Genomic DNA, 20129 nt, shown 5'->3' with positions numbered 1-20129 from the left:
ATGTGATGAAAAATAATGCCACCAATATCGCTATTGATATTACAGGATTAAATCATTTTTACGGTAAACAACAGGCGTTATCCGATATCCAGTTGCGTATTCCCAAAGGAACAACGGTGGGCTTAGTTGGGCCTGATGGTGTGGGTAAATCAACTTTGCTTTCACTGATTGCGGGCGTAAAAGTGTTACAACAAGGTCGTATTAATGTTTTTGGCTTAGATATTGCCAATGTGCAATCTCGTGATGAATTGGCGCATAAAATTGCTTTTATGCCACAAGGTTTAGGTAAAAATTTATACCCAACACTGTCGATTTTTGAAAATATTGATTTTCACGCACGTCTATATGGTTTACCTGCTAAGGCAAGAAAACAACGAATTCAACGTTTACTGAATGCTACTGGGTTATCGCCTTTTACAGATCGTCCTGCGGGGAAATTATCTGGTGGTATGAAGCAAAAATTAAGCCTTTGTTGTGCTTTGGTACATAATCCCGATTTATTAATTTTAGATGAGCCTACCACAGGGGTAGATCCACTTTCTCGCCGTCAATTTTGGGAATTAGTTGAAAGCTTACGCCAAGAAGAACAAGGAATGACGGTTATTGTTGCTACCGCTTATATTGATGAAGCGGAACGCTTTGAACATTTATTAGCTATGACTGACGGCAAACTTATCGCCAATGAGCCTACTCGCCAAGTGATGGCGGATACCCAAAGCAAAAGCTTAGAAGAAGCCTATATTAAGCTGTTACCTAAAGAGAAACGTGGTGCAGAGAATGGTTTAGTTGTTCCGCCGTTTCACGCTGATGAAAATGAGATCCCTGCAATGGAAGCGGAAGGGCTCACTAAACGTTTTGGCGATTTTGTTGCAGTCGATCACGTTAGCTTTCGTATTCCCAAAGGGGAAATTTTTGGATTCTTAGGCTCGAATGGTTGTGGTAAATCTACCACAATGAAAATGCTTACTGGCTTGCTGGATGCTACAGAAGGCTCAGCAAAGTTATTAGGAAAATCACTTGATGCCAACAATATGGATACCCGAAAACAAGTAGGCTATATGTCGCAGGCATTCTCTTTGTATGAAGAATTAACAGTTCAGCAAAATTTACTACTACACGCTAAATTGTACCAAATTGATAAATCCCAATGGGATCACTATGTGCAAAATGTCGTTGAGCAATTTGATTTAAGTAATGTATTAGACAAAACGCCAGCCTCTTTGCCACTTGGTATTCGCCAGCGTTTACAACTCGCTGCCGCCTGCCTACATAAGCCACAAGTATTGATTTTAGATGAGCCAACTTCAGGGGTTGACCCAGCTGCTCGAGATATGTTTTGGCAATATCTGATCAAACTGTCACGTGAAGATAAGATTACTATCTTTGTCAGCACCCATTTTATGAACGAAGCAGCTCGCTGCGATCGTATTTCCTTTATGCATCGTGGGCGAGTATTGGCAGTTGGTACGCCAGATGAATTACAATCAAGTAAAAAAGCTGAAACATTAGAAGAGGCCTTTATTCTCTATCTTGAAGAGGAAGCTGATGATATAACTTCCCCACAACAAGCGGTCAATTCTGAGCAAAAATCAGCAAAAAATGAACCGCTTTCTTCAACAAAATCGCTCTTTTCTTTGTCGTTATTGCACTGGTTTGCCCTCGTATGGACTTTCGCTATTCGTGAAGGCAAAGAATTATTACGGGATAAAATTCGCCTAATGTTCGCTATTGGCGGGCCTGCAGTAATGTTATTGGCAATGGGATCGAGCATCTCTTTTGATATTAATCCAACAAAATTTACGGTGCTTGATGATGATAGAAGCTCTGAAAGCCAAGCTTTAATTGAATATTTCACTGGTTCACCTTACTTTATCGCTGAGCCTGCGTTGCAATCACGTGATGAGATAAACACAGTGCTACAACGTGGAAATGTGAAATTGGTGATAGAAATTCCAAATAACTTTGGGCAAAAATTATTGCGTAATGAGCAACCTGAAATAGGGCTGTTTATTGATGGTGCATTTCCCTTCACCGCAGAAAGTTTAGCCAGTTCTGCCTCTGGGGTGCTTTCTCAATATGTGCAAGAACATATCCGTAAGATTGATCAATCAGCGACAACGGACATCATTATTCCACGCTTTATGTATAACCAAGATATGAAGAGTATTTTTGCGATGACGCCCGGCATTATTATGTTAGCAATGATGATGGTTCCTGCGATGATGACCGCACTAGGTATTGTGCGGGAAAAAGAAAGCGGGTCAATTATGAACTTATACGGTTCGCCTGCGAGCAAATTACAATTTCTGCTAGGAAAGCAGCTTCCTTATATTACTTTAGCGTTTATGAGTTATTTGTTGTTAATCTGGATTGCTGTCGTGGTCTTTAGCGTTCCTATTAAAGGTTCAGCCTTTGCAATGTTGTTTGGCGGTTTATTAGCGGTGATTGCTTCAACAGGCTTTGGACTTGTGGTTTCTTGCTTTGTTAAATCGCAAATCGCTGCGCTATTTGCGAGTGCGATAATGATGATGGTGCCAACCCTTAATTTTTCTGGAATGATGTATCCCGCATCCACCTTGCCAACGCCAACCTATATCTTGGCTCACGCTTTTCCTAGTGTTTGGTTTCAGCTTATTAGTTTAGGTGGATTTACCAAAGGGCTTGGCTTCAATGATTTTCTACAAAATTATCTTGCATTGATCGTTATATATATGGTGTATCTCTTGTTGGCTACGCATTCTTTGAAAAAACAGGAAGAATAGTATGACACGTTGGTTAAAAAATGTAGGGTATTTATCCCTAAAAGAACTGCGGAGCTTATTTTCCGATCCTATTTTATTGGTGCTGATCGCTTATATGTTCAGCGCGGCACTTTACATCATTTCAAATATGCCGACAACAGAACTTAAAAATGCGATGGTTGCCGTAGTAGATCACGACCGTTCTACGCTTTCCTATCATTTACGCGATAGCCTATTGCCCCCGCAATTTAAATCGGTAACGGAAGTGGATCCCAAAAATGTAGAACGTGATATGGATACAGGGCAATACACTTTTGTGTTAGAAATCCCCGCTAATTATGAACGGGATGTGCTAAAAGGCGAAAACCCACATATTCAACTTTCAATTGATGCCACCGCAATGACGCAATCTAGTATAGGTAGTGCTTATATTGCCAATATTTTTAGCCGTGAATTAGCGATTTTCACTGGCAAAACACAAGTGGAAAGTCCGATAAATCCTGTTATTCGCGTGTTGTATAACCCGAATTTTTCCAATAAATGGTTTATGGGCACAATGCAACTTGTAGGAAATTTAAACTTATTGATCTTGCTGTTGGTAGGAAGTGCGGTGATTCGTGAACGAGAACGTGGCACTATTGAGCATTTATTGGTTATGCCTGTGAGTGCGAGCGAAATTGCCGTAGCAAAAATCATTGCCAATGGCGGTGTGTTATTGGCTGTTGTTGTGGCTTCGCTTACTTTTATGGTAAGAGAAGCATTAGGTGTACCGATTCTTTTTAGCCAATATCCGATCTTTATTTTAGGCACGATTGTGTTCATCTTTTCTATTGCTTCATTGGGTATTTTGCTCGCCATTATCGCTCCAACAATGCCCCAATTTGGGCTGCTGTGTATCCCAACCTATATTGTGATGTATATGCTTTCTGGTTCCAATTCTCCAGTGGAAAATATGCCAGAACTTGCTCAGCAGATTACACAATTTTCGCCTACAACCGTATTCTCTTCCTATGTGCGAGATGTGCTATTTCGCAATGCAGGAATTGACATTGTATGGGAACAATTACTCAAAATGGTCGTAATGGGAACGGTGTTTCTCACCATCGCACTGATTCAGTTTAAATCAATGCTTTCTCGCCAAGGCTAAATAGAAAAGGATAATAAAATGAACGCATTTAAATTAACAAATTTTGCAATTCTGGTCGCTATTTTGACCGCTTGTAGCACAACCAATATCAACTCTCAATCGCAGGTCAATCTTCCTAGCCAGTTTGAATATGCTCAAGGCAATACTACGGCTGCCGAGCTTAAAAAATGGTGGGATGAGTGGCAAGATCTCCAGCTCACTCAGCTTATTGAACAAGGGCTATCGCATAATTTAGATATTGCTCTCGCTAAAGCTCGCCTACAAGAAGCGATGGCAAATAGCGATTATGCAGATTCAGACAGAGGGATAAACATTGGAGCAAATGCCAACCTCGGTGGTAGTGTATCGAAAGTAAATACAGATATCATCAATACTAGCACAACGCGTGCAGGCACTGGTAGTGTGGGCTTTCGTGCCAGCTGGGAGCCCGATTTCTTTGGGCAAAAGCGTAGTGATGCCGATGCCGCCAAAGCCATTGCATTAAGCCAACAGCAACAAGTTTATGCGACCCAATTGCTGATCTCTAGCCAAATTACAGATAATTATTTACGCATTTTCGCTATTGAACAACAGAGAAAAATTGTTGCCAATACTCTTACTCAGCTTAAACAGTTACAGCAATACATTAATGGGCGTTTCCAATCTGGACAAGCGAGCGCTTATGAAGTCAACGAAATTAATAGCCAAATCAGTGGATTAGATGCAAAACAAGCCACGCTAAAAGCACAAAGAGATCGTTTCCAACGAAATATTGCGGTATTAATTGGGCAAACGCCACAGGGATTTAAAATCAACATCGCCCAAAATAATCCATTGTTACACATTCCCCAAGCACCAAAAGGTTTATATCCAAGCGATCTGATTAGCAACCGCCCAGATATTCAGGCTCACGCCGAACAAGTAAAAGCTTACAGTGCTAAACTTGCCAGTGCCAAAGCCGATCTTTATCCAAGATTTGACATCAACTTCTTAGGGCAAGCAGGGCGAATTGAAGTGAATAATGATCTATCCCATCTTTCGGGGTTAGGCGGTTTGATCAGTGCGGGAGTGCAATTACCGATCTTCACCAACGGGCGAATTCAAGCCAATATTGATGCCAGTGATGCCCGCTTGAAAGGGGCATTGATTGAATATGATAAATCACTTCTCAACGCACTCGCAGAAGTGGACACTGCCTACCAAATGCAATACAGCCTCTCACAACAAACACGCTTATTGCAGAAGGCTTATGCTCAATCTAACCAACGAGCCAAAGATGCGGAAACCTTATTCAAATATGGAAAACAAACCTTAGATACCGCCTTGCGTGCGAAGATATCTGCATTAGACTATCAACAACAACTTGTGCAATCTCAATTGGAACAAGCCCAAAATCTTGTGGGATTATATAAAGCATTAGGGGCAGGGTGGCAGAAGTAAGCGTGTAAATAATAACGACATAATCATTGGGGTTGTCTAAACAACCCCAAAATTTTTAAAATTTTGACCGCACTTTTGTCTATAATTTTTCTTTCCAGAAACCAATCCATTCTTTTAATAACTGCATATTGGCATTCAATGCCCCAGCTTGCGGAATGAAATGCATATAATTTAGCGCATAAGTACTAGGAGTGATGCCATTGCCCACGCTTGCTGGGTACACGGTGAAACCTTGTTTTTCAAATAACATCTTGGCACGTTGCATATGCCATTGATTGGTGACTAAGATTATGCGTGTAATGCCTTCTCGTTCTAACATTTCTTTCGTATAAAGCGCATTTTCTTTGGTATTGGTAGAACGCTCTTCAAGCCATTTAGGTTGCACGCCAAAGAAAGTAAAAAACTCTTGTCCCATCACTTTGGCTTCAGAATTGCCATTTGGGCTTGCGCCACTAATTAAAATCGGCAATTCGGTTTCCTTGTGTAAATAGGCGGCATAACGCATACGCTCTAATACTAATCCCGGCACGGTAATATTACAATAAAGTTCTTTGCTATCTCGTAATCCGCCGCCAAGAACAACAATTGCCTGCGCCTGACGATAATCATTGATACTGAGATTGTCTTCTTTCACTAAACTATCACTCAACTTTTGCGCGGTATAAGGAATGCTGCATACATACAAGATTGCCATGCTGAAAAGTGCGGTCAAAAAAGCGAGTTTTTTGTAACGAAATAAAAACAGTAAAAAAGCTAACACCAATAAAATAAGAATATTGAAAGGGGGGAGAATCACATTGGTGATGAGTTTGGTGAGTTCAAACATAGTCGATCCTGTATCGTAAAATTGTGGCTATTATTCCGTAAAATCGTGATGAACTCAACCATTAAAAGGCTGTCAAAAGCCCTGCCGAAGTGCTATGATACGCACGTTTTTTATGTTGAAATATTTGATAAATAGGAAAGTTATGAATTCAGTTTTAGTTTCGTTAAAGCAAAAGTTAAGTGCAATAAACGAATTAATTTTAGATAAAAATGATGTGGTTTATTTTGATTATCCATTACATTTAAATGTAGGGGATTTATTAATTTATGCGGGAACTGAACAATTTTTTAAAGATTATCAAATTCAAATTAAATTACGCCGTGCATTGCAGGCTTTTGATTTAAAGGAAGCTAAAAAACATATTGGTAAAAATACCGTAATTTTATGTCATGGTGGTGGCAATTTTGGTGATTTATATCCACTCATTCAGAAAATGCGTGAAGATATTGTGCAGGCATTTCCTCATAATCGTATTATTTTATTGCCACAAACCGCACATTATTCTTGTGAGCAGGCAATGAAAAAATCCGCTGAGATCTTTTCTCAACATTCTGATTTACATTTATTTTCTCGTGATATTAAAACCTTTGAAATGATGAAAACCTATTTTTCATCTCATGTTTATTTATCACCAGATATGGCTCACCAGTTATATGGATCATTGCCACAGAAATCACAACAATTATCGCAATCTCGTAGGAGTGTTTTATATTTTTTGCGTAAAGATATTGAAAAAAGTCATATTGAAGCTGAAATTCAAGCTAAATTGTCGAATTTAGACAATGTAAAAGATTGGGATGATATTTTACTGCCGAGTGATATAAAATTTGAATTATGGTGTAGCCGTTTTTCTAAATTAGCGAATAAATTAAACTTAAGCTTTGTAAAAAATAAAATTAATAAATTATGGTATCAACATTCATTAAATATTATTTCACGCTGTCAAGATATTTTCTTAAGTTATGATGAAGTTATTACAAGCCGTTTACATGGGCATATTTTTTCTTGCTTATTAGGTTTGCCAAATCAAGTTTGTGATAATTCATACGGGAAAAATTCAGGTTATTACCGTCAATGGACTAGCGAAATTGACTATACAAAACTCTATGAAGAATAATCGCCATTTATTAACGCTTATTGCGGTCACTATTTTAAGTATGGGGCTGACCATGGTTAGCTCTTTTATCTTAGCGCACATGTTGTCAGTTGATGATCGTGGTGCTCACCAGTTATTTATTACTACCGTTTCTTATGTGGTTACTATCGCAACTGGTGGCTCTGGTTTTGCCCTTGCCCTTTCTATGCGTAATAAACAATATTGGCATTGGCGGCGTTATTTTGTTTCTTTTTTAGCGGCTGCCATTATTGTGGCATTAATTGCGATTGCATTATTTGATTTTACTGATTTTAAATTTCTATTTGTTTTAAATGTTATATTAACGGCTATTCTTACCATTACTTTAGAGAAAAGTAAAATAGATCCTAGATTAAAAATTTATAGAACATTAACATTACAACAACCTGTATTATTAGTAGCTATCTATGGTGGCGGTTATTTATTATTTGGTGAACAACCCCTAGAACAAGCAATTCAATTATTGACTTTATTTAGCTTTATACAAGGTGCGGCTTGCCTTTTTTACTTATATAAAATTGAGAAAGAATTTAAGAGAAAACAACAAAATATTACAGAAATTGACCGCACTTTCTTTTTCAAAACATGGTTTAAACAGAATTTATATCAGATTTTTGGGGCAACAACCTCGAGTATTGACAAATTCTTAATTGTTGCTTGGATAGGGCATTATTATCTTGGTCTTTATACCGTATGTATTGCTTTTGATGCCTTATTAACTAAATTTATCAATATGTTAACCGATTACTATTATTCAGGGTTGCTAAATAATTATAATCGAATTAAGTCTGTATTAACTATTATTGCAATGATGGGAATTGGTGCGGTGATATTCACACCATTATTAGCAGAGCCCATTATTAAGTTATTTTTCAGTGCGAAATATATTGAGGTTGCCCCAATTTTAATCTGGTTTATTTTAAATTCTATTATTGCGGGACTCTCTTGGTTGCTTTCACAAAATATGCTAATACAAGGTAAGCAAGTATTATTATTTACACGCCAGTTAGTTTCTATTGCTGTTTTTATCAGTTTGTTTTATTTATTAAAAGACCAACATCTCTATGGTGTTGCATGTGCATTTATTGGCGCAAGCCTAACGCGCTTGGTGATCTCAATCATTTATTATTTTAAATATCCTGTGACAAATTCAAAAGTTGAACAAAAATGAAAAAATACTTAATTTCACTTGAAAAAGATGTGCAACGTAGAGCACTATTTTTTAGTCAGCCAGACACCTCTGACTTTGAAATTTTTAATGCTATTAATACAATGGTGTTATCGGAAGAAGAATTGCGTGATAAATTTGATTTTGAACAATTTAAGTTAGCCTATCATCGAAATGTCACCAAGGGTGAAATTGGCTGCACCTTAAGTCATTTATCGGTATATCAAAAAATTGTTGATGACGAAAATATTGCTGAAAATGATTATGCATTAGTCTGTGAAGATGATGCACTCTTTGCAGAAAAATTTAATGAAAATTTGACCGCACTTTTAGCTGAAAACTTACAGGCTGATATTATCTTAGTTGGGCAATCTAAAATTCCAAGTTTTGAAGATAAAGAATTAATCATTAATTATCCCACTACATTTTCTTTTTTACAGAAAAAAATTGGCAAAACAAAGTATCGTTATGCTTATCCATATAAAAATTATTTTGCTGGCACGGTTGCCTATTTAATTAAGAAATCCGCTTGTCGTAAATTTTTATCAGAGTGTAATCAGAATTCAGTATTTTGGTTAGCTGATGATTTTATTTACTTTGAAAGAAAATTAGGGCTAGATATTTTAGTTGTACGTCCATTAATGGCAATTGAAAATCCAAAATTGACGAGCAATTTAGAAACTTTACGGGGATCGTTGAACAATAATTTGATGAAAAAATTATTAAAATTCCCATTGAAAAAATTATTGGCAATTAAGAGAAATTTATAATGTCTGCATTAGTGAGTTTATTTTATCTTTATGATCCGTGGTTTTTTCATATTCTCCGAATGAGTTTGCTAGTCGGTTTTCTGGCTGTATTATGGTTTGGTTACCAATGGTATAAGAAATCAAAAACAGATTTTATTATTCCCGTAGATAGTTTATTAGTTTGTATTGCGCTAATCGTTTTTTCCGTTATTCCTATTATGATTAATGGCACGAATGAGCTTGGCGTAATAAGTATGTATGCTAAATCCTTAATTACCTTTTGCTTTGGTATTGTGATTTACAATTTATTTTATTCTCAACATAAAAATAAAATAAAATTTGTGCAGGATTTAAAAGTCGGGATTTCAGTTCAGTCTGTTATTGGTTTTTTAGCGTTATTAGGTATTCCTTTTATTATTGCATTCGCCCTTAATACTAATTCTGTTATGGGTGGGAATTTACCAAGATTTATTGGTTCAGAACAAGAGTATCGCTTATATAATCTAACATCTTCTGCATTTTTCCCATTGAGTGCATTTTATCTTATGTTATTGCATTTTTTATTAGCACAACATAAACAATCCCAGCTATTGAATCCAATCTATTTATTTTTGTTGTTGTGTATTGGATTAATTTCTGGGCGCACATTTTTAATATTTTCAACTGTAAGTATTTTAATCTATTTTCGTTGGCAATATATTCCAGCTCTGATTTCCTTTGCCTTGTTATGTGTCGGATTAGCTCATTTTTATCCAACTAATCCTTATGTCGAACATGCTTTAGAGCCAGTCATTAATTTACTTGGTGGCAGTGAACATTTAAGTTCATCTACAGATACCTTAATAAATAAACATTTATTTATGCCAACGTTAAAACAATTATTAATCGGTGACGGTATGTATTATCAGCCCAATGGTTGGAGTTATTATGGCGGTTCTGACTCAGGTTTTATTCGTCAAGCATTATATGGCGGGGTAGGTTATATTATTATTTGTTTTTTATTTACCGCTTATTTTGTTAAACGTATTGCGGATAATTGGTTTAATGGTAGTTGGATTTTTATTTTATCCACGCTATTTTTATTAAGTGTATTAAATATTAAAGCTGATACTTATGCTTACCCAGGAATTATGTTTACGTTTCTAATGTTTGTTTCTTTATTTGGCGATAAAGGAAAATTAAAAATTTTTGAGAGAAAATAATGTTTAGTATTATTGTTCCATCTTATAATCGTAACGCTGAAGTCAATGCGCTATTATCAAGTTTAGAGCATCAAACTGTTAAAAATTTTGAAGTGATTGTGGTAGATGATTGTTCTCAAAATTTAATAAAAATTGACCGCACTTTTTCTTTTGCAGTTACCTTAATTCGCAATGAACAGAATGCAGGAGCGGCAGAAAGCCGTAATATAGGTGCGCGAGCAGCACAACATGAATGGTTGTTATTTTTAGATGATGATGATCGCTTTGCAGACAATAAATGTGAAGTATTAACGGAAAGTATTCGGGCAAATTCAGCAAGTAATTTTTTCTATCATCCTGCTAAATGCGAAATGGTGAATGAAGGTTTTAGCTATGTCACGAACCCATTTCCGCCTGAAAAACTTAGCATTGAAAATATTTTAATGGCAAATAAAATTGGCGGTATGCCAATGATGTGTATTCAAAAATCATTCTTTTTTGAATTAGGCGGATTGGCAACCGACTTAAAATCTTTAGAAGATTACGATTTCGCTTTGAAATTGGTCTCTAGCCCTAATTTGAAAGCGACATTAGTGAATCAACCATTGAGCATTTGCGGATTTCACACTAAGCGTTCCAGCGTGTCAACGAATACGAAAAATACAGAAAAAGCCATTGAAGCAATTCGCAAAAAATATGTAAAAAACCCAGAGCAAGCGCATAATTTTGCGATTAATGCGCTTTATATGTTGGCTTATCCCAACGCAATGAATTTATCTCGGAAGGCAGCCAGTTATTACTTTAAAATGTTTAAATTTAGCCATAGTTTGAAGCATTTAGTGATTGCAGTTGTTACTTTTATTTCACCTAAATTGGCAATTAATTTAAAAAGATTTGTATGAAATTTTCAGTATTGATGTCCTTATATATTAAGGAAAAACCAGCGTTTTTACGCGCAAGTTTGCAAAGTTTGCGAGATCAAACCGTGCAAGCAGATGAAATTATTTTAGTGCTTGATGGACCAATTACACCCGAATTAGAAAATGTTATTGATGCGTATCAAAGTCAATTACCGATCAAGCGAGTGCCATTAGCGCAGAATGTGGGGTTGGGCAAAGCCTTAAACGAAGGAATTAAAGCCGCAAGCAACGAGTGGTTATTCCGCATGGATACCGATGATATTTGCTTGCCAGAACGTTTTGAAAAACAAGTCAATTATATTGAGCAAAATCCTGACGTGGTTATGTTTAGCACGCAAATTGCAGAATTTGATGAAGATCCGCAGGTTATTACTGCAGAACGCCACGTGCCGACAGATTATGCTGAAATCGTGAAATTCAATCAAATGCGTTCCCCTTTTAACCATATGACGGTGGCATATCGTAAATCTTTATTAGAGGAAGTGGGGTATTATCAGCACCACTTATTTTTAGAAGATTACAACCTATGGAATCGCATTATTGCGACAGGCAAAAAAGTGGGCAATTTGCCCGATGTATTGCTGTTGGCGCGAACTGCAGGCAACGCAATGTTTAGCCGCCGACGTGGTTTGATTTATGCGAAAAGTGAATGGAAATTGTATCGTTTAAAACAGCAGCTAAAGATTCAAGGTGCATTTAATGGTTTTGTCACTTTTTTAGCCCGCACTTTGCCGCGCTTAATGCCTGTTTCAATCGTAAAATTATTGTATAAATTAATGAGAAAATAACTCTGTTTAGCGAGGGGATTGATGAACAATCACTGCTCAATTCCTGCAAACAGATTTAACCTCAAGGGGAAAATATGAAAAACTTTTTAAAATTGACCGCACTTGCTGCCTGTGTTGTACTCGCTGGCTGTTCATCGAATAGCGCAAACAATACTTCGACACTTGCACCTTTGGATAGCAATGCCGTTTATAACAAAGCACGCACACCAGTAAATTTTAATGATTACGTCCAGTTCTTAAAACGCAAAGCGGCGGGGCAAGGGGTATCGGCTAACACATTGAATGCACAGCAAAATATTCGTTACATCACGAAAGCGGTGGAATTAGATCAAAAGCAGGCTGGAAATCTTGCCCGCCGTAAAAACTTGCCACCGTTGCCACCTAATCCGAATGGCGCGACTAATTACATTACGAAGCATTTAACCCAAGCGAAGGTGGACAAAGCGGAAGAAAATTATTGGGACATTCGAGATCAATTACAAAAGGCGAGTAGCCGTTATGGCGTTCAGCAAGAGTTTATCTTAGCTTTATGGGGTATGGAAAGCAGTTTTGGCTATTATCAAGGCAGTTTTGATGTGCTTTCTGTATTGGCTACATTAGCTTTTGATGGACGCCGTGAAGGCTTGTTCAGCAAAGAATTTATTAATGCAATGAAAATGTTGGATCGCAATGATATTCAGCGGGCAAGATTGCTTGGTTCATGGGCGGGCGCAATGGGGCAAACACAATTTATGCCAACTTCTTATTTGAATTATGCCGCCGACGGCGATGGTGACGGTCGTAAAGATATTTGGACAAATGAATATGATGTTTTTGCCTCTATTGCAAATTATCTGCACACTGTGGGCTGGAATCCGAATTTGCCTTGGGGAGTGGAAGTGGAATTAACTCAGGCGATGGATTTAAGCCAATCTGGCACTGAGAAAAATAAAGCCCGTTCATTAAGTTATTGGCAAGGGCAGGGCGTTACCCTAAAAAATGCCTTTGAACAAAGTAAGTTGGATCAAATGTCGTCTGCGGATTTATGGCTGATACGCCCAGACAAAGAAGTTGGGCGCGCATTTTTGGTCACCAATAATTTCCGTACAATTTTAGATTGGAACCGTTCAAATTATTATGCTTTGAGTGTAGGAATGTTTGCCGACCGTATTAAAAGCGTAACAGGCATGTAAAATTAACTTGTCAATAAATAAAGAGTTTAGGTATGATGCTTAAACTCTTTTTTATGGGAAAAAGGTAAATTTGCCCCAATGAAAATATAATGAAGATGTGGTCTTAACTTTCTTTGATTGGATTAAATGAATTGGGTAGAATTAATTCATAACTGACTGATATTTCAGAAAATAATGCCAGTTAATGATTATTCCACAACAAGTTTATGGCGCAAAACTTGCGCCATTTTGACCGCACTTTATCTGATAAAGTATTTTCTAGCCTAAATTTTCTAAACCAAATTGGTATAAGGCGTTTTTCTTATAACCATATAGTTCAGCCACAATGGCGGCGGCTTTTTTCAGTGGCAATTCTTTGGCGATCAGTGTTAAGGCTTGAACAGCTTGAGGGCTGAATTCTTCATTTTCTGCTTTAGGTTTTCCTTCAATAATTAGCACCATTTCGCCCTTTGTTCGATTTGGATCTTCGGATAGCCATTGTCGCAAGGCGGCAACGCTGTCGCCTATAATCGTTTCCCACGTTTTAGTGATTTCACGCGCCAATACAATATAACGCTCCGCACCTAAGACATCTTCGATATCTTGCAATGTGTCTAAAATGCGGTGAGTGCTTTCATAGAAGATCAAAGTGCGGTCTTCTTCAGCCAAGTTTTGTAATTTATCTTTGCGAGCTTTGCTTTTAGCAGGTAGAAAGCCTTCAAAACAGAAACGATCAGAGGCAATGCCAGAGGCGCATAATGCGGTGATTGCCGCACAAGCACCAGGCAATGGAACCACTTTTATACCTGCTTGACGGCATTTTCGCACTAGGTGAAAGCCGGGATCGCTAATTAATGGCGTTCCCGCATCGGAAATGAGCGCAATGTTTGTGCCTTGTTGTAATTTTTCAACTAACAGATCCGCTTTTTGCTGTTCGTTGTGGTCATGCAAGGCGAAAAATGGCTTTTTGATACCATAATGGCTGAGCAATAACCCGCTATGACGAGTATCTTCGGCGGCGATTAAATCCACTTGGGCGAATGTTTCTAAGGCGCGTTGTGTAATATCTTGTAAATTGCCAATTGGCGTTGCAACAATATATAAAATACCTGTTTGGTGCATTTTGTCTCTTCTTTTAATTGCTTTTAATTGATGGGCGAAGTAAGATCCACATAATTTTGGATTATTTCAACGGAGTAATTTATGACTATTTTATTACAAGGCACTAAATTTAAGAAACGTTTAATGCCACTTTTATTTCCTGTCTTGTTGGCAGGCTGTACTAACTTGTTTGGTGATAACTTAGCAAGCACTTTAAAAAATGATGCCAATGCCAGTTCTGATTTTTATATGAACAAAATTGAGCAAACAAAAGATCAAGAAGATCAACAAACTTACAAATTGCTTGCCGCGCGTGTCATGATCACTGAAAACAAAATTCCACAGGCTGAAGCGTTATTAGGGGAATTAAAAGATTTAACCCCAGAGCAGCTATTAGATAAATCAATTATTGATGCGCATATTTCAGCCGCAAAACATAAAAATGGACAGGCAACTAGCCAATTACGCCTTATTGATTTAAACAAACTCAGCCCATCGCAAAAAGCGCGTTATTATGATGTCGTTGCGCGTGTGGCTGAAAATAAAAACGATATTATTGATGCGGTGAAAGCGCGTATCCAAATGGACGCAAATTTAACCGATGTGCAACGAAAACAAGAAAATATTGACCGCACTTGGGCATTATTGCGTTCAGCAAATCGCGGCGTTATCAATGGTGCTTCCGCAGATGGCAATGCTGCGCTAGGCGGCTGGTTGGCTTTGGCAAAAGCGTATAATGATAATGTGAGCCAACCTGCACAATTATCTCGTGCATTAGATGCGTGGAAAGCGGCTTACTCAAATCATAGTGCTGCTTATTTGTTCCCAACAGAATTAAAAAGTGTCAATAATTTCCAACAAACACAATTAAATAAAATCACGGTATTGTTGCCATTGAGTGGTGATGCGAGCGTGATCGGTTCTACTGTGCGTTCAGGCTTTAATGATGCGCGTGGCGAAGACACCACGACACAAGTGGAGTTTATAGACACGATCACCACGCCAACGCAAGATGCTGTAGCTCAAGCTAAACAAGGTGGTTCTTCTGCGATTGTTGGCCCATTGTTAAAACCTAATGTTGATACGGTGATCAATAATCCAAGCGCCATTCAAGGTATTGATGTTTTGGCATTAAATTCAACCCATAACTCACATACCGTCAATAAACTTTGCTATTTTGGTTTATCGCCAGAAGATGAATCAGAATCTGCTGCAGATAGAATGTGGAATGATAATATACGCACACCACTTGTGCTTGTGCCGCAATCTGATCTTGGCCAACGCACTGGGTCAGCATTTAATGTGCGCTGGCAACAACTTTCAGGCGTGGATGCGAATATTAAATTCTTCAATAGCACGGATGATGCCGCAGTGTTAATTCAAGACGGTTCAAGCCAATCGGCAGATGGTGTTTATGTGGTAGCGACAGCAGAAGAATTAACAGACATCAAATCGGCATTAACTAACGCAAGCTCTAATGCTCGTGTGTATGCAAGTTCTCGTAGCAATAGCTCAAATAGCACGCCAGAATACCGTTTACAAATGAATGGGGTGAGATTTAGCGATATTCCATTCTTCAAAGAAGCAGACTCTGGTCAATATCAAAAAATTAACCAAGCCACGGGTGGCGATTACAGCTTAATTCGTTTATACGCAATGGGCGCCGATGCTTGGTTATTGATCAATAAATTTAATGAATTGCGTCAAGTGCCGGGCTTCTCAGTCAGTGGTTTAACAGGGCATTTAAGCGCTGGTCCGAACTGTAACATTGAACGCAGCATGAGCTGGTTTGAATATCAAGACGGTAATGTGGTGCCATTGAATTAATGCTAAAGCCATTTTCAACAATCCGAACGTTGACAACGCGCGAAAAAGGGGCGAGCTTTGAGCATCAAGCTCGCCTTTTTTTGGAACGCCAAGGGTTAACTTTTCTCGCCGCGAATCAACATTTCAAATGTGGCGAGCTGGATTTGATTATGCAAGACGGCGAAACTATCGTATTTGTAGAAGTTCGCCAACGAAAAAATGATCATTACGGCTCTGCGGTGGAAAGTGTGGATTGGCGAAAGCAGCAGAAATGGCTCGATGCAGCAAATATGTGGTTGGCAAAACGTGATTGTAGCTTAGAAGATACCGATTGTCGTTTTGATCTCATCGCCTTTGGGCGCACTGCAAATGATATTCAATGGTTACCTAATTTTCTTGATGATTAATCTCTTTTTGTATTTATGCTAGAAAAAATAAAAGATCTTTATAACGAAGCCATTCAAACGCAAATTGCCGCCTCACATAGCTTGCCTGAACAATTGCAGAAAGCAGTGAGTTTATTGGTGGGCACATTGTTACGCGGCAATAAAATTATCGTGTGTGGACACGGGCGATCCTATGCCAATGCCCAATTTTTAGTGGCGAATTTATTAAATCGCTATGAATTAGAACGCCCTAGTTTTCCATCGGTGCTCTTGAGCCTTGATAGTGCGGTCGGTTCGGCGATAGTTTTGGATAATCATTTATCCGATTTATATCAACGCCAGTTTAACGCCATTGCCGTGCAAGGGGATGTATTGGTTGTGCTGTCTCCATTTGCGAATGAAGAGCCTATTTTAGATGTGGTAAATTGTGCGGCAGCGAAAGACGTGTCGATTATTGCGCTGACAGGGGCGAGCAATGATTATTATCAAGGCGTGTTGACGGAAAATGATTTAGAAATTCAAGCACCGAGTCAAAAAGAAAGCCGCATTTTAGAAAATCATTTATTCATTATTAATGCTTTGTGTGAATTGATAGATCATAGTTTGTTTGGACAAAAATAACGCAAAATTGACCGCACTTTGAGTTGAAAAGTGGGTGGACTGTCCCAATCTAAAGGAAACATTTAACGGAATTATTTTTATGGGAAGAAAACGTTCAGCAAGTTCGAGCCGTTGGTTAAACGAGCATTTTAAAGATCCATTTGTGCAAAAGGCACATAAACAGAAATTGCGTTCACGCGCCTATTTCAAATTAGACGAAATTCAACAATCAGATAAACTTTTTAAACCTGGAATGACCGTGGTTGATTTAGGTGCGGCCCCAGGTGGATGGTCGCAATATGCTGTTACTCAAATTGGCGGCAAAGGCCGTATCATCGCTTGTGATATTTTGGAAATGGACCCCATTGTGGGGGTTGATTTCTTACAGGGCGACTTTCGGGATGATGATGTGCTAGCCACATTATTAGAACGTGTCGGCGATGAAAAGGTTCATGTGGTGATGTCTGATATGGCGCCCAATTTCAGTGGAATGCCATCAGTGGATATTCCCCGAGCGATGTATTTAGTGGAATTAGCACTGGATATGTGCAAAAAAGTGTTAGCGCCTAAAGGTAGCTTTGTGGTGAAAGTCTTCCAAGGCGAAGGCTTTGATGAATATTTACGGGAAATTCGCTCACTATTTAGCGTGGTGAAAGTGCGGAAACCCGAGGCTTCTCGTGGGCGTTCCCGTGAAGTGTATATTGTTGCAACAGGTTATAAGAATTAATTATCGTATTGATAATTTTATTCCCAGCTTAAATTCGTGTAAGCTATAACAAATTTTTAACTCACTATATGAGGTCAAATCTTGAACGATATGGTAAAAAATCTGGTACTTTGGATTGTTGTGGCAGTTGTTATGATGGCTGCATACCAAGGTTTCAGCTCAACAGACAGCAATCGTGTTGACTACACAACCTTTATAACAGATGTGGAAAATCAGCAGATTTCACAAACAAAATTTAATGAATTAGGTGAAATTTTTGTTACCAAAAAAGACGGTAGCAAATATACCTCTGTATTGCCATCACCACTTGAAGATCGTCAAATCTTAAACGATCTATTAAAACAAAAAGTGAAAATTGATGGTGCATTGCCTGAGCAACGCAGTTTCTTAGCGCAATTATTTATTTCTTGGTTCCCAATGCTGTTTTTGGTGGGCGTTTGGTTCTTCTTTATGCGTCAAATGCAAGGCGGTGGCGGCAAAGCTATGAGCTTTGGTAAAAGCCGAGCCAAAATGCTGACGAAGGAACAGATCAAAACCACCTTTGCCGATGTTGCAGGTTGTGATGAAGCGAAAGAAGAAGTGGGCGAAATTGTCGATTTCTTGCGTGATCCTTCTAAATTCCAAAAATTAGGCGGTAAAATTCCAAAAGGTATTTTAATGGTTGGGCCTCCAGGTACAGGTAAAACCTTAATTGCTAAAGCTATTGCTGGGGAAGCCAAAGTGCCATTTTTCACGATTTCGGGTTCTGATTTCGTAGAAATGTTCGTGGGTGTTGGGGCATCTCGTGTCCGTGATATGTTCGAACAGGCGAAGAAAAATGCACCTTGCTTAATCTTTATTGATGAGATTGATGCGGTAGGCCGTCAACGTGGCGCAGGTCTTGGTGGTGGTCACGATGAACGTGAACAAACCTTAAACCAAATGTTGGTTGAAATGGATGGTTTTGAAGGTAAAGAAGGCATTATTGTCATTGCCGCAACAAACCGCCCAGACGTATTGGATCCAGCGTTAGTTCGCCCAGGTCGTTTTGACCGTCAAGTCACCGTTGGATTGCCAGATGTGCGTGGACGTGAGCAGATCTTAAAAGTGCATATGCGTAAAGTGCCTATTGGCGATGATGTTGATGCAATGACATTGGCGCGTGGTACACCGGGTTACTCAGGTGCAGATTTGGCTAACCTTGTGAATGAAGCGGCTTTATTTGCAGCTCGTAACAATAAACGTGTTGTGACTATGCTTGAGTTTGAAAAAGCGAAAGATAAAATCAACATGGGACCAGAACGTCGCACAATGATGATGACGGACAAACAAAAAGAGAGTACCGCTTATCACGAAGCAGGCCACGCCATTGTCGGCTATTTAGTGCCAGAACATGATCCTGTGCATAAAGTAACGATCATTCCGCGTGGTCGCGCGCTTGGTGTGACATTCTTCTTACCAGAAGGCGATCAAGTGAGCATTAGCCAAAAACAATTGGAAAGTAAACTTTCTACATTGTACGCAGGGCGTTTAGCGGAAGATCTTATTTATGGCGAAGAGAATATTTCCACAGGTGCGTCAAATGATATTAAAGTCGCAACCAATATTGCGCGTAATATGGTGACGCAATGGGGCTTCTCTGACAAACTTGGTCCGATTCTATATTCAGAAGATGAGGGCGAAGTGTTCTTAGGACGCTCAATGGCGAAAGCAAAACATATGTCTGATGAAACTGCGCATTTAATTGATGAAGAAGTGCGTGCGATTGTTGACCGTAATTATGCTCGAGCCCGTCAATTGTTAACGGACAATATAGATATTTTGCATGCGATGAAAGACGCATTAGTGAAATATGAAACCATTGAAGAAGAACAAATCAAACAATTGATGAACCGCGAGCCTGTAACGCCACCACCGGGTTGGGAAGATAATAGCGCAAAACGTGGTAAATCTGATGAACCAAAATCAGATAGATCTGAACACGAGAGTGCGAAATCTGACAATCAAGAGGAAAGTGTTAACCAAGATAAAAGTGATAACACAGATCAAAGTGATAATGCAGATTAAAGTGATAACGCAGATAAAAGTGCGGTAAAAAAATCGGAAGATTTATAAACGGTATAATAAAAATAAGGCGGCAGAAATGTCGCCTTTTTTATGCCTGTTTAATCGTAATAATCAGAAAATCACTAAATTTGTTATGCTAGATTTTTATTCTCTTGCAAGCTAATAATAAAAACAGTAATAAGGAAGGTAAGGAATGAGGCGCTTTAGATTATTTGATTAAAGTTTGCAAGAAAAGTGC

The 20129-nt window shown here is 38.5% G+C and carries 17 protein-coding genes; 15 read left to right on the top strand and 2 right to left on the bottom strand.

The features are described 5' to 3' along the window. The first annotated feature begins 5 nt into the window (after nucleotides 1-5). The 3 genes from rbbA to C8D76_RS03050 are packed head-to-tail and all read left to right on the top strand — an operon-like array spanning nucleotide 6 to nucleotide 5307. Nucleotides 6-2762 carry a ribosome-associated ATPase/putative transporter RbbA gene (rbbA, locus tag C8D76_RS03060; RefSeq protein WP_116631347.1) on the top strand — a complete coding sequence of 919 codons (2757 nt, stop codon included), beginning with the start codon at nucleotides 6-8 and terminating at the stop codon, nucleotides 2760-2762. 1 nt (nucleotide 2763) lies between these two features. Next, the gene (locus C8D76_RS03055; RefSeq protein ID WP_116631346.1) at nucleotides 2764-3888 is read left to right on the top strand and encodes an ABC transporter permease; all 1125 of its coding nucleotides are present in this window, start codon (nucleotides 2764-2766) and stop codon (nucleotides 3886-3888) included. An 18-nt stretch (nucleotides 3889-3906) separates the two neighbouring features. Further along, complete coding sequence (locus tag C8D76_RS03050) at nucleotides 3907-5307, top strand: efflux transporter outer membrane subunit (RefSeq protein WP_116631345.1); 1401 nt, start codon at nucleotides 3907-3909, stop codon at nucleotides 5305-5307. Between the two features lie 79 nt (nucleotides 5308-5386). Here C8D76_RS03050 and C8D76_RS03045 read toward each other — a convergent pair whose 3' ends face one another. Then, entirely contained in the window at nucleotides 5387-6133 is a 747-nt protein-coding gene (locus C8D76_RS03045; protein ID WP_116631344.1) for a YdcF family protein, read from the bottom strand. A gap of 142 nt (nucleotides 6134-6275) precedes the next feature. On the opposite strand from C8D76_RS03045, the gene C8D76_RS03040 reads away from it, so the two are divergent. From C8D76_RS03040 to C8D76_RS03010, 7 genes are all read left to right on the top strand, one after another. Further along, on the top strand, nucleotides 6276-7250 hold the full coding sequence (locus C8D76_RS03040; protein ID WP_116631343.1) for a polysaccharide pyruvyl transferase family protein: 975 nt from the start codon (nucleotides 6276-6278) through the stop codon (nucleotides 7248-7250). After that, nucleotides 7228-8439 carry a lipopolysaccharide biosynthesis protein gene (locus tag C8D76_RS03035; RefSeq protein WP_207774998.1) on the top strand — a complete coding sequence of 404 codons (1212 nt, stop codon included), beginning with the start codon at nucleotides 7228-7230 and terminating at the stop codon, nucleotides 8437-8439. Before C8D76_RS03040 ends, C8D76_RS03035 begins: the two co-directional genes overlap by 23 nt. Beyond that, nucleotides 8436-9206: a glycosyltransferase family 25 protein gene (locus C8D76_RS03030; RefSeq protein WP_116631341.1), complete on the top strand. Its 771-nt coding sequence runs from the start codon at nucleotides 8436-8438 to the stop codon at nucleotides 9204-9206. The genes C8D76_RS03035 and C8D76_RS03030 overlap by 4 nt, the downstream gene beginning before the upstream one ends. Beyond that, nucleotides 9206-10387: a hypothetical protein gene (locus C8D76_RS03025; protein WP_116631340.1), complete on the top strand. Its 1182-nt coding sequence runs from the start codon at nucleotides 9206-9208 to the stop codon at nucleotides 10385-10387. Before C8D76_RS03030 ends, C8D76_RS03025 begins: the two co-directional genes overlap by 1 nt. Further along, nucleotides 10387-11268 (top strand): glycosyltransferase family 2 protein, encoded by an 882-nt coding sequence (locus C8D76_RS03020; RefSeq protein ID WP_116631339.1) that lies wholly within the window; start codon nucleotides 10387-10389, stop codon nucleotides 11266-11268. Before C8D76_RS03025 ends, C8D76_RS03020 begins: the two co-directional genes overlap by 1 nt. Next, on the top strand, nucleotides 11265-12074 hold the full coding sequence (locus C8D76_RS03015) for a glycosyltransferase (RefSeq protein WP_116631338.1): 810 nt from the start codon (nucleotides 11265-11267) through the stop codon (nucleotides 12072-12074). Before C8D76_RS03020 ends, C8D76_RS03015 begins: the two co-directional genes overlap by 4 nt. 74 nt (nucleotides 12075-12148) lie before the next feature. Beyond that, nucleotides 12149-13246: a lytic murein transglycosylase gene (locus C8D76_RS03010; protein ID WP_116631337.1), complete on the top strand. Its 1098-nt coding sequence runs from the start codon at nucleotides 12149-12151 to the stop codon at nucleotides 13244-13246. 258 nt (nucleotides 13247-13504) lie between these two features. Here C8D76_RS03010 and rsmI read toward each other — a convergent pair whose 3' ends face one another. Further along, nucleotides 13505-14347, bottom strand: a complete 843-nt coding sequence (rsmI, locus tag C8D76_RS03005; RefSeq protein WP_116631336.1) for a 16S rRNA (cytidine(1402)-2'-O)-methyltransferase — start codon at nucleotides 14345-14347, stop codon at nucleotides 13505-13507. An 81-nt stretch (nucleotides 14348-14428) separates the two neighbouring features. Here rsmI and C8D76_RS03000 point away from each other — a divergent pair, with 81 nt between their 5' ends. The 5 genes from C8D76_RS03000 (at nucleotide 14429) to ftsH (ending at nucleotide 19891) form a co-directional block, all read left to right on the top strand. After that, complete coding sequence (locus C8D76_RS03000) at nucleotides 14429-16153, top strand: penicillin-binding protein activator (RefSeq protein ID WP_116631335.1); 1725 nt, start codon at nucleotides 14429-14431, stop codon at nucleotides 16151-16153. Beyond that, a complete protein-coding gene (locus C8D76_RS02995) occupies nucleotides 16153-16539 on the top strand; it encodes a YraN family protein (RefSeq protein WP_116631334.1) in 387 nt (128 codons plus the stop codon). The genes C8D76_RS03000 and C8D76_RS02995 overlap by 1 nt, the downstream gene beginning before the upstream one ends. A 15-nt stretch (nucleotides 16540-16554) precedes the next feature. Beyond that, on the top strand, nucleotides 16555-17139 hold the full coding sequence (locus C8D76_RS02990) for a D-sedoheptulose-7-phosphate isomerase (RefSeq protein ID WP_116631333.1): 585 nt from the start codon (nucleotides 16555-16557) through the stop codon (nucleotides 17137-17139). Between the two features lie 79 nt (nucleotides 17140-17218). Continuing rightward, a complete protein-coding gene (gene rlmE / locus C8D76_RS02985) occupies nucleotides 17219-17845 on the top strand; it encodes a 23S rRNA (uridine(2552)-2'-O)-methyltransferase RlmE (RefSeq protein ID WP_116631332.1) in 627 nt (208 codons plus the stop codon). A gap of 90 nt (nucleotides 17846-17935) precedes the next feature. Then, nucleotides 17936-19891 carry an ATP-dependent zinc metalloprotease FtsH gene (ftsH, locus tag C8D76_RS02980; protein WP_116631331.1) on the top strand — a complete coding sequence of 652 codons (1956 nt, stop codon included), beginning with the start codon at nucleotides 17936-17938 and terminating at the stop codon, nucleotides 19889-19891. Nucleotides 19892-20129 lie beyond the last annotated feature (238 nt).

Source organism: Alitibacter langaaensis DSM 22999 (assembly GCF_003096995.1).
In the GTDB taxonomy this organism is placed as follows: Bacteria; Pseudomonadota; Gammaproteobacteria; order Enterobacterales; family Pasteurellaceae; genus Exercitatus; species Exercitatus langaaensis.
Note: the sequence above shows the minus strand (reverse complement) of the source record. Positions and strands in the feature narration are given on the sequence as shown.

What these genes read in the sequence shown, in the direction of transcription:
- C8D76_RS02995 (WP_116631334.1), top strand. Translation starts at nt 16,153, where the DNA reads ATGCTAAAGCCATTTTCAACAATCCGAACGTTGACAACGCGCGAAAAA.
- C8D76_RS03030 (WP_116631341.1), top strand. Translation starts at nt 8,436, where the DNA reads ATGAAAAAATACTTAATTTCACTTGAAAAAGATGTGCAACGTAGAGCA.
- rbbA (WP_116631347.1), top strand. Translation starts at nt 6, where the DNA reads ATGAAAAATAATGCCACCAATATCGCTATTGATATTACAGGATTAAAT.
- C8D76_RS03055 (WP_116631346.1), top strand. Translation starts at nt 2,764, where the DNA reads ATGACACGTTGGTTAAAAAATGTAGGGTATTTATCCCTAAAAGAACTG.
- rsmI (WP_116631336.1), bottom strand. Translation starts at nt 14,347, where the DNA reads ATGCACCAAACAGGTATTTTATATATTGTTGCAACGCCAATTGGCAAT.
- C8D76_RS03020 (WP_116631339.1), top strand. Translation starts at nt 10,387, where the DNA reads ATGTTTAGTATTATTGTTCCATCTTATAATCGTAACGCTGAAGTCAAT.
- C8D76_RS03045 (WP_116631344.1), bottom strand. Translation starts at nt 6,133, where the DNA reads ATGTTTGAACTCACCAAACTCATCACCAATGTGATTCTCCCCCCTTTC.
- rlmE (WP_116631332.1), top strand. Translation starts at nt 17,219, where the DNA reads ATGGGAAGAAAACGTTCAGCAAGTTCGAGCCGTTGGTTAAACGAGCAT.
- C8D76_RS02990 (WP_116631333.1), top strand. Translation starts at nt 16,555, where the DNA reads ATGCTAGAAAAAATAAAAGATCTTTATAACGAAGCCATTCAAACGCAA.
- C8D76_RS03040 (WP_116631343.1), top strand. Translation starts at nt 6,276, where the DNA reads ATGAATTCAGTTTTAGTTTCGTTAAAGCAAAAGTTAAGTGCAATAAAC.
- C8D76_RS03025 (WP_116631340.1), top strand. Translation starts at nt 9,206, where the DNA reads ATGTCTGCATTAGTGAGTTTATTTTATCTTTATGATCCGTGGTTTTTT.
- ftsH (WP_116631331.1), top strand. Translation starts at nt 17,936, where the DNA reads ATGGTAAAAAATCTGGTACTTTGGATTGTTGTGGCAGTTGTTATGATG.
- C8D76_RS03000 (WP_116631335.1), top strand. Translation starts at nt 14,429, where the DNA reads ATGACTATTTTATTACAAGGCACTAAATTTAAGAAACGTTTAATGCCA.
- C8D76_RS03015 (WP_116631338.1), top strand. Translation starts at nt 11,265, where the DNA reads ATGAAATTTTCAGTATTGATGTCCTTATATATTAAGGAAAAACCAGCG.
- C8D76_RS03050 (WP_116631345.1), top strand. Translation starts at nt 3,907, where the DNA reads ATGAACGCATTTAAATTAACAAATTTTGCAATTCTGGTCGCTATTTTG.
- C8D76_RS03010 (WP_116631337.1), top strand. Translation starts at nt 12,149, where the DNA reads ATGAAAAACTTTTTAAAATTGACCGCACTTGCTGCCTGTGTTGTACTC.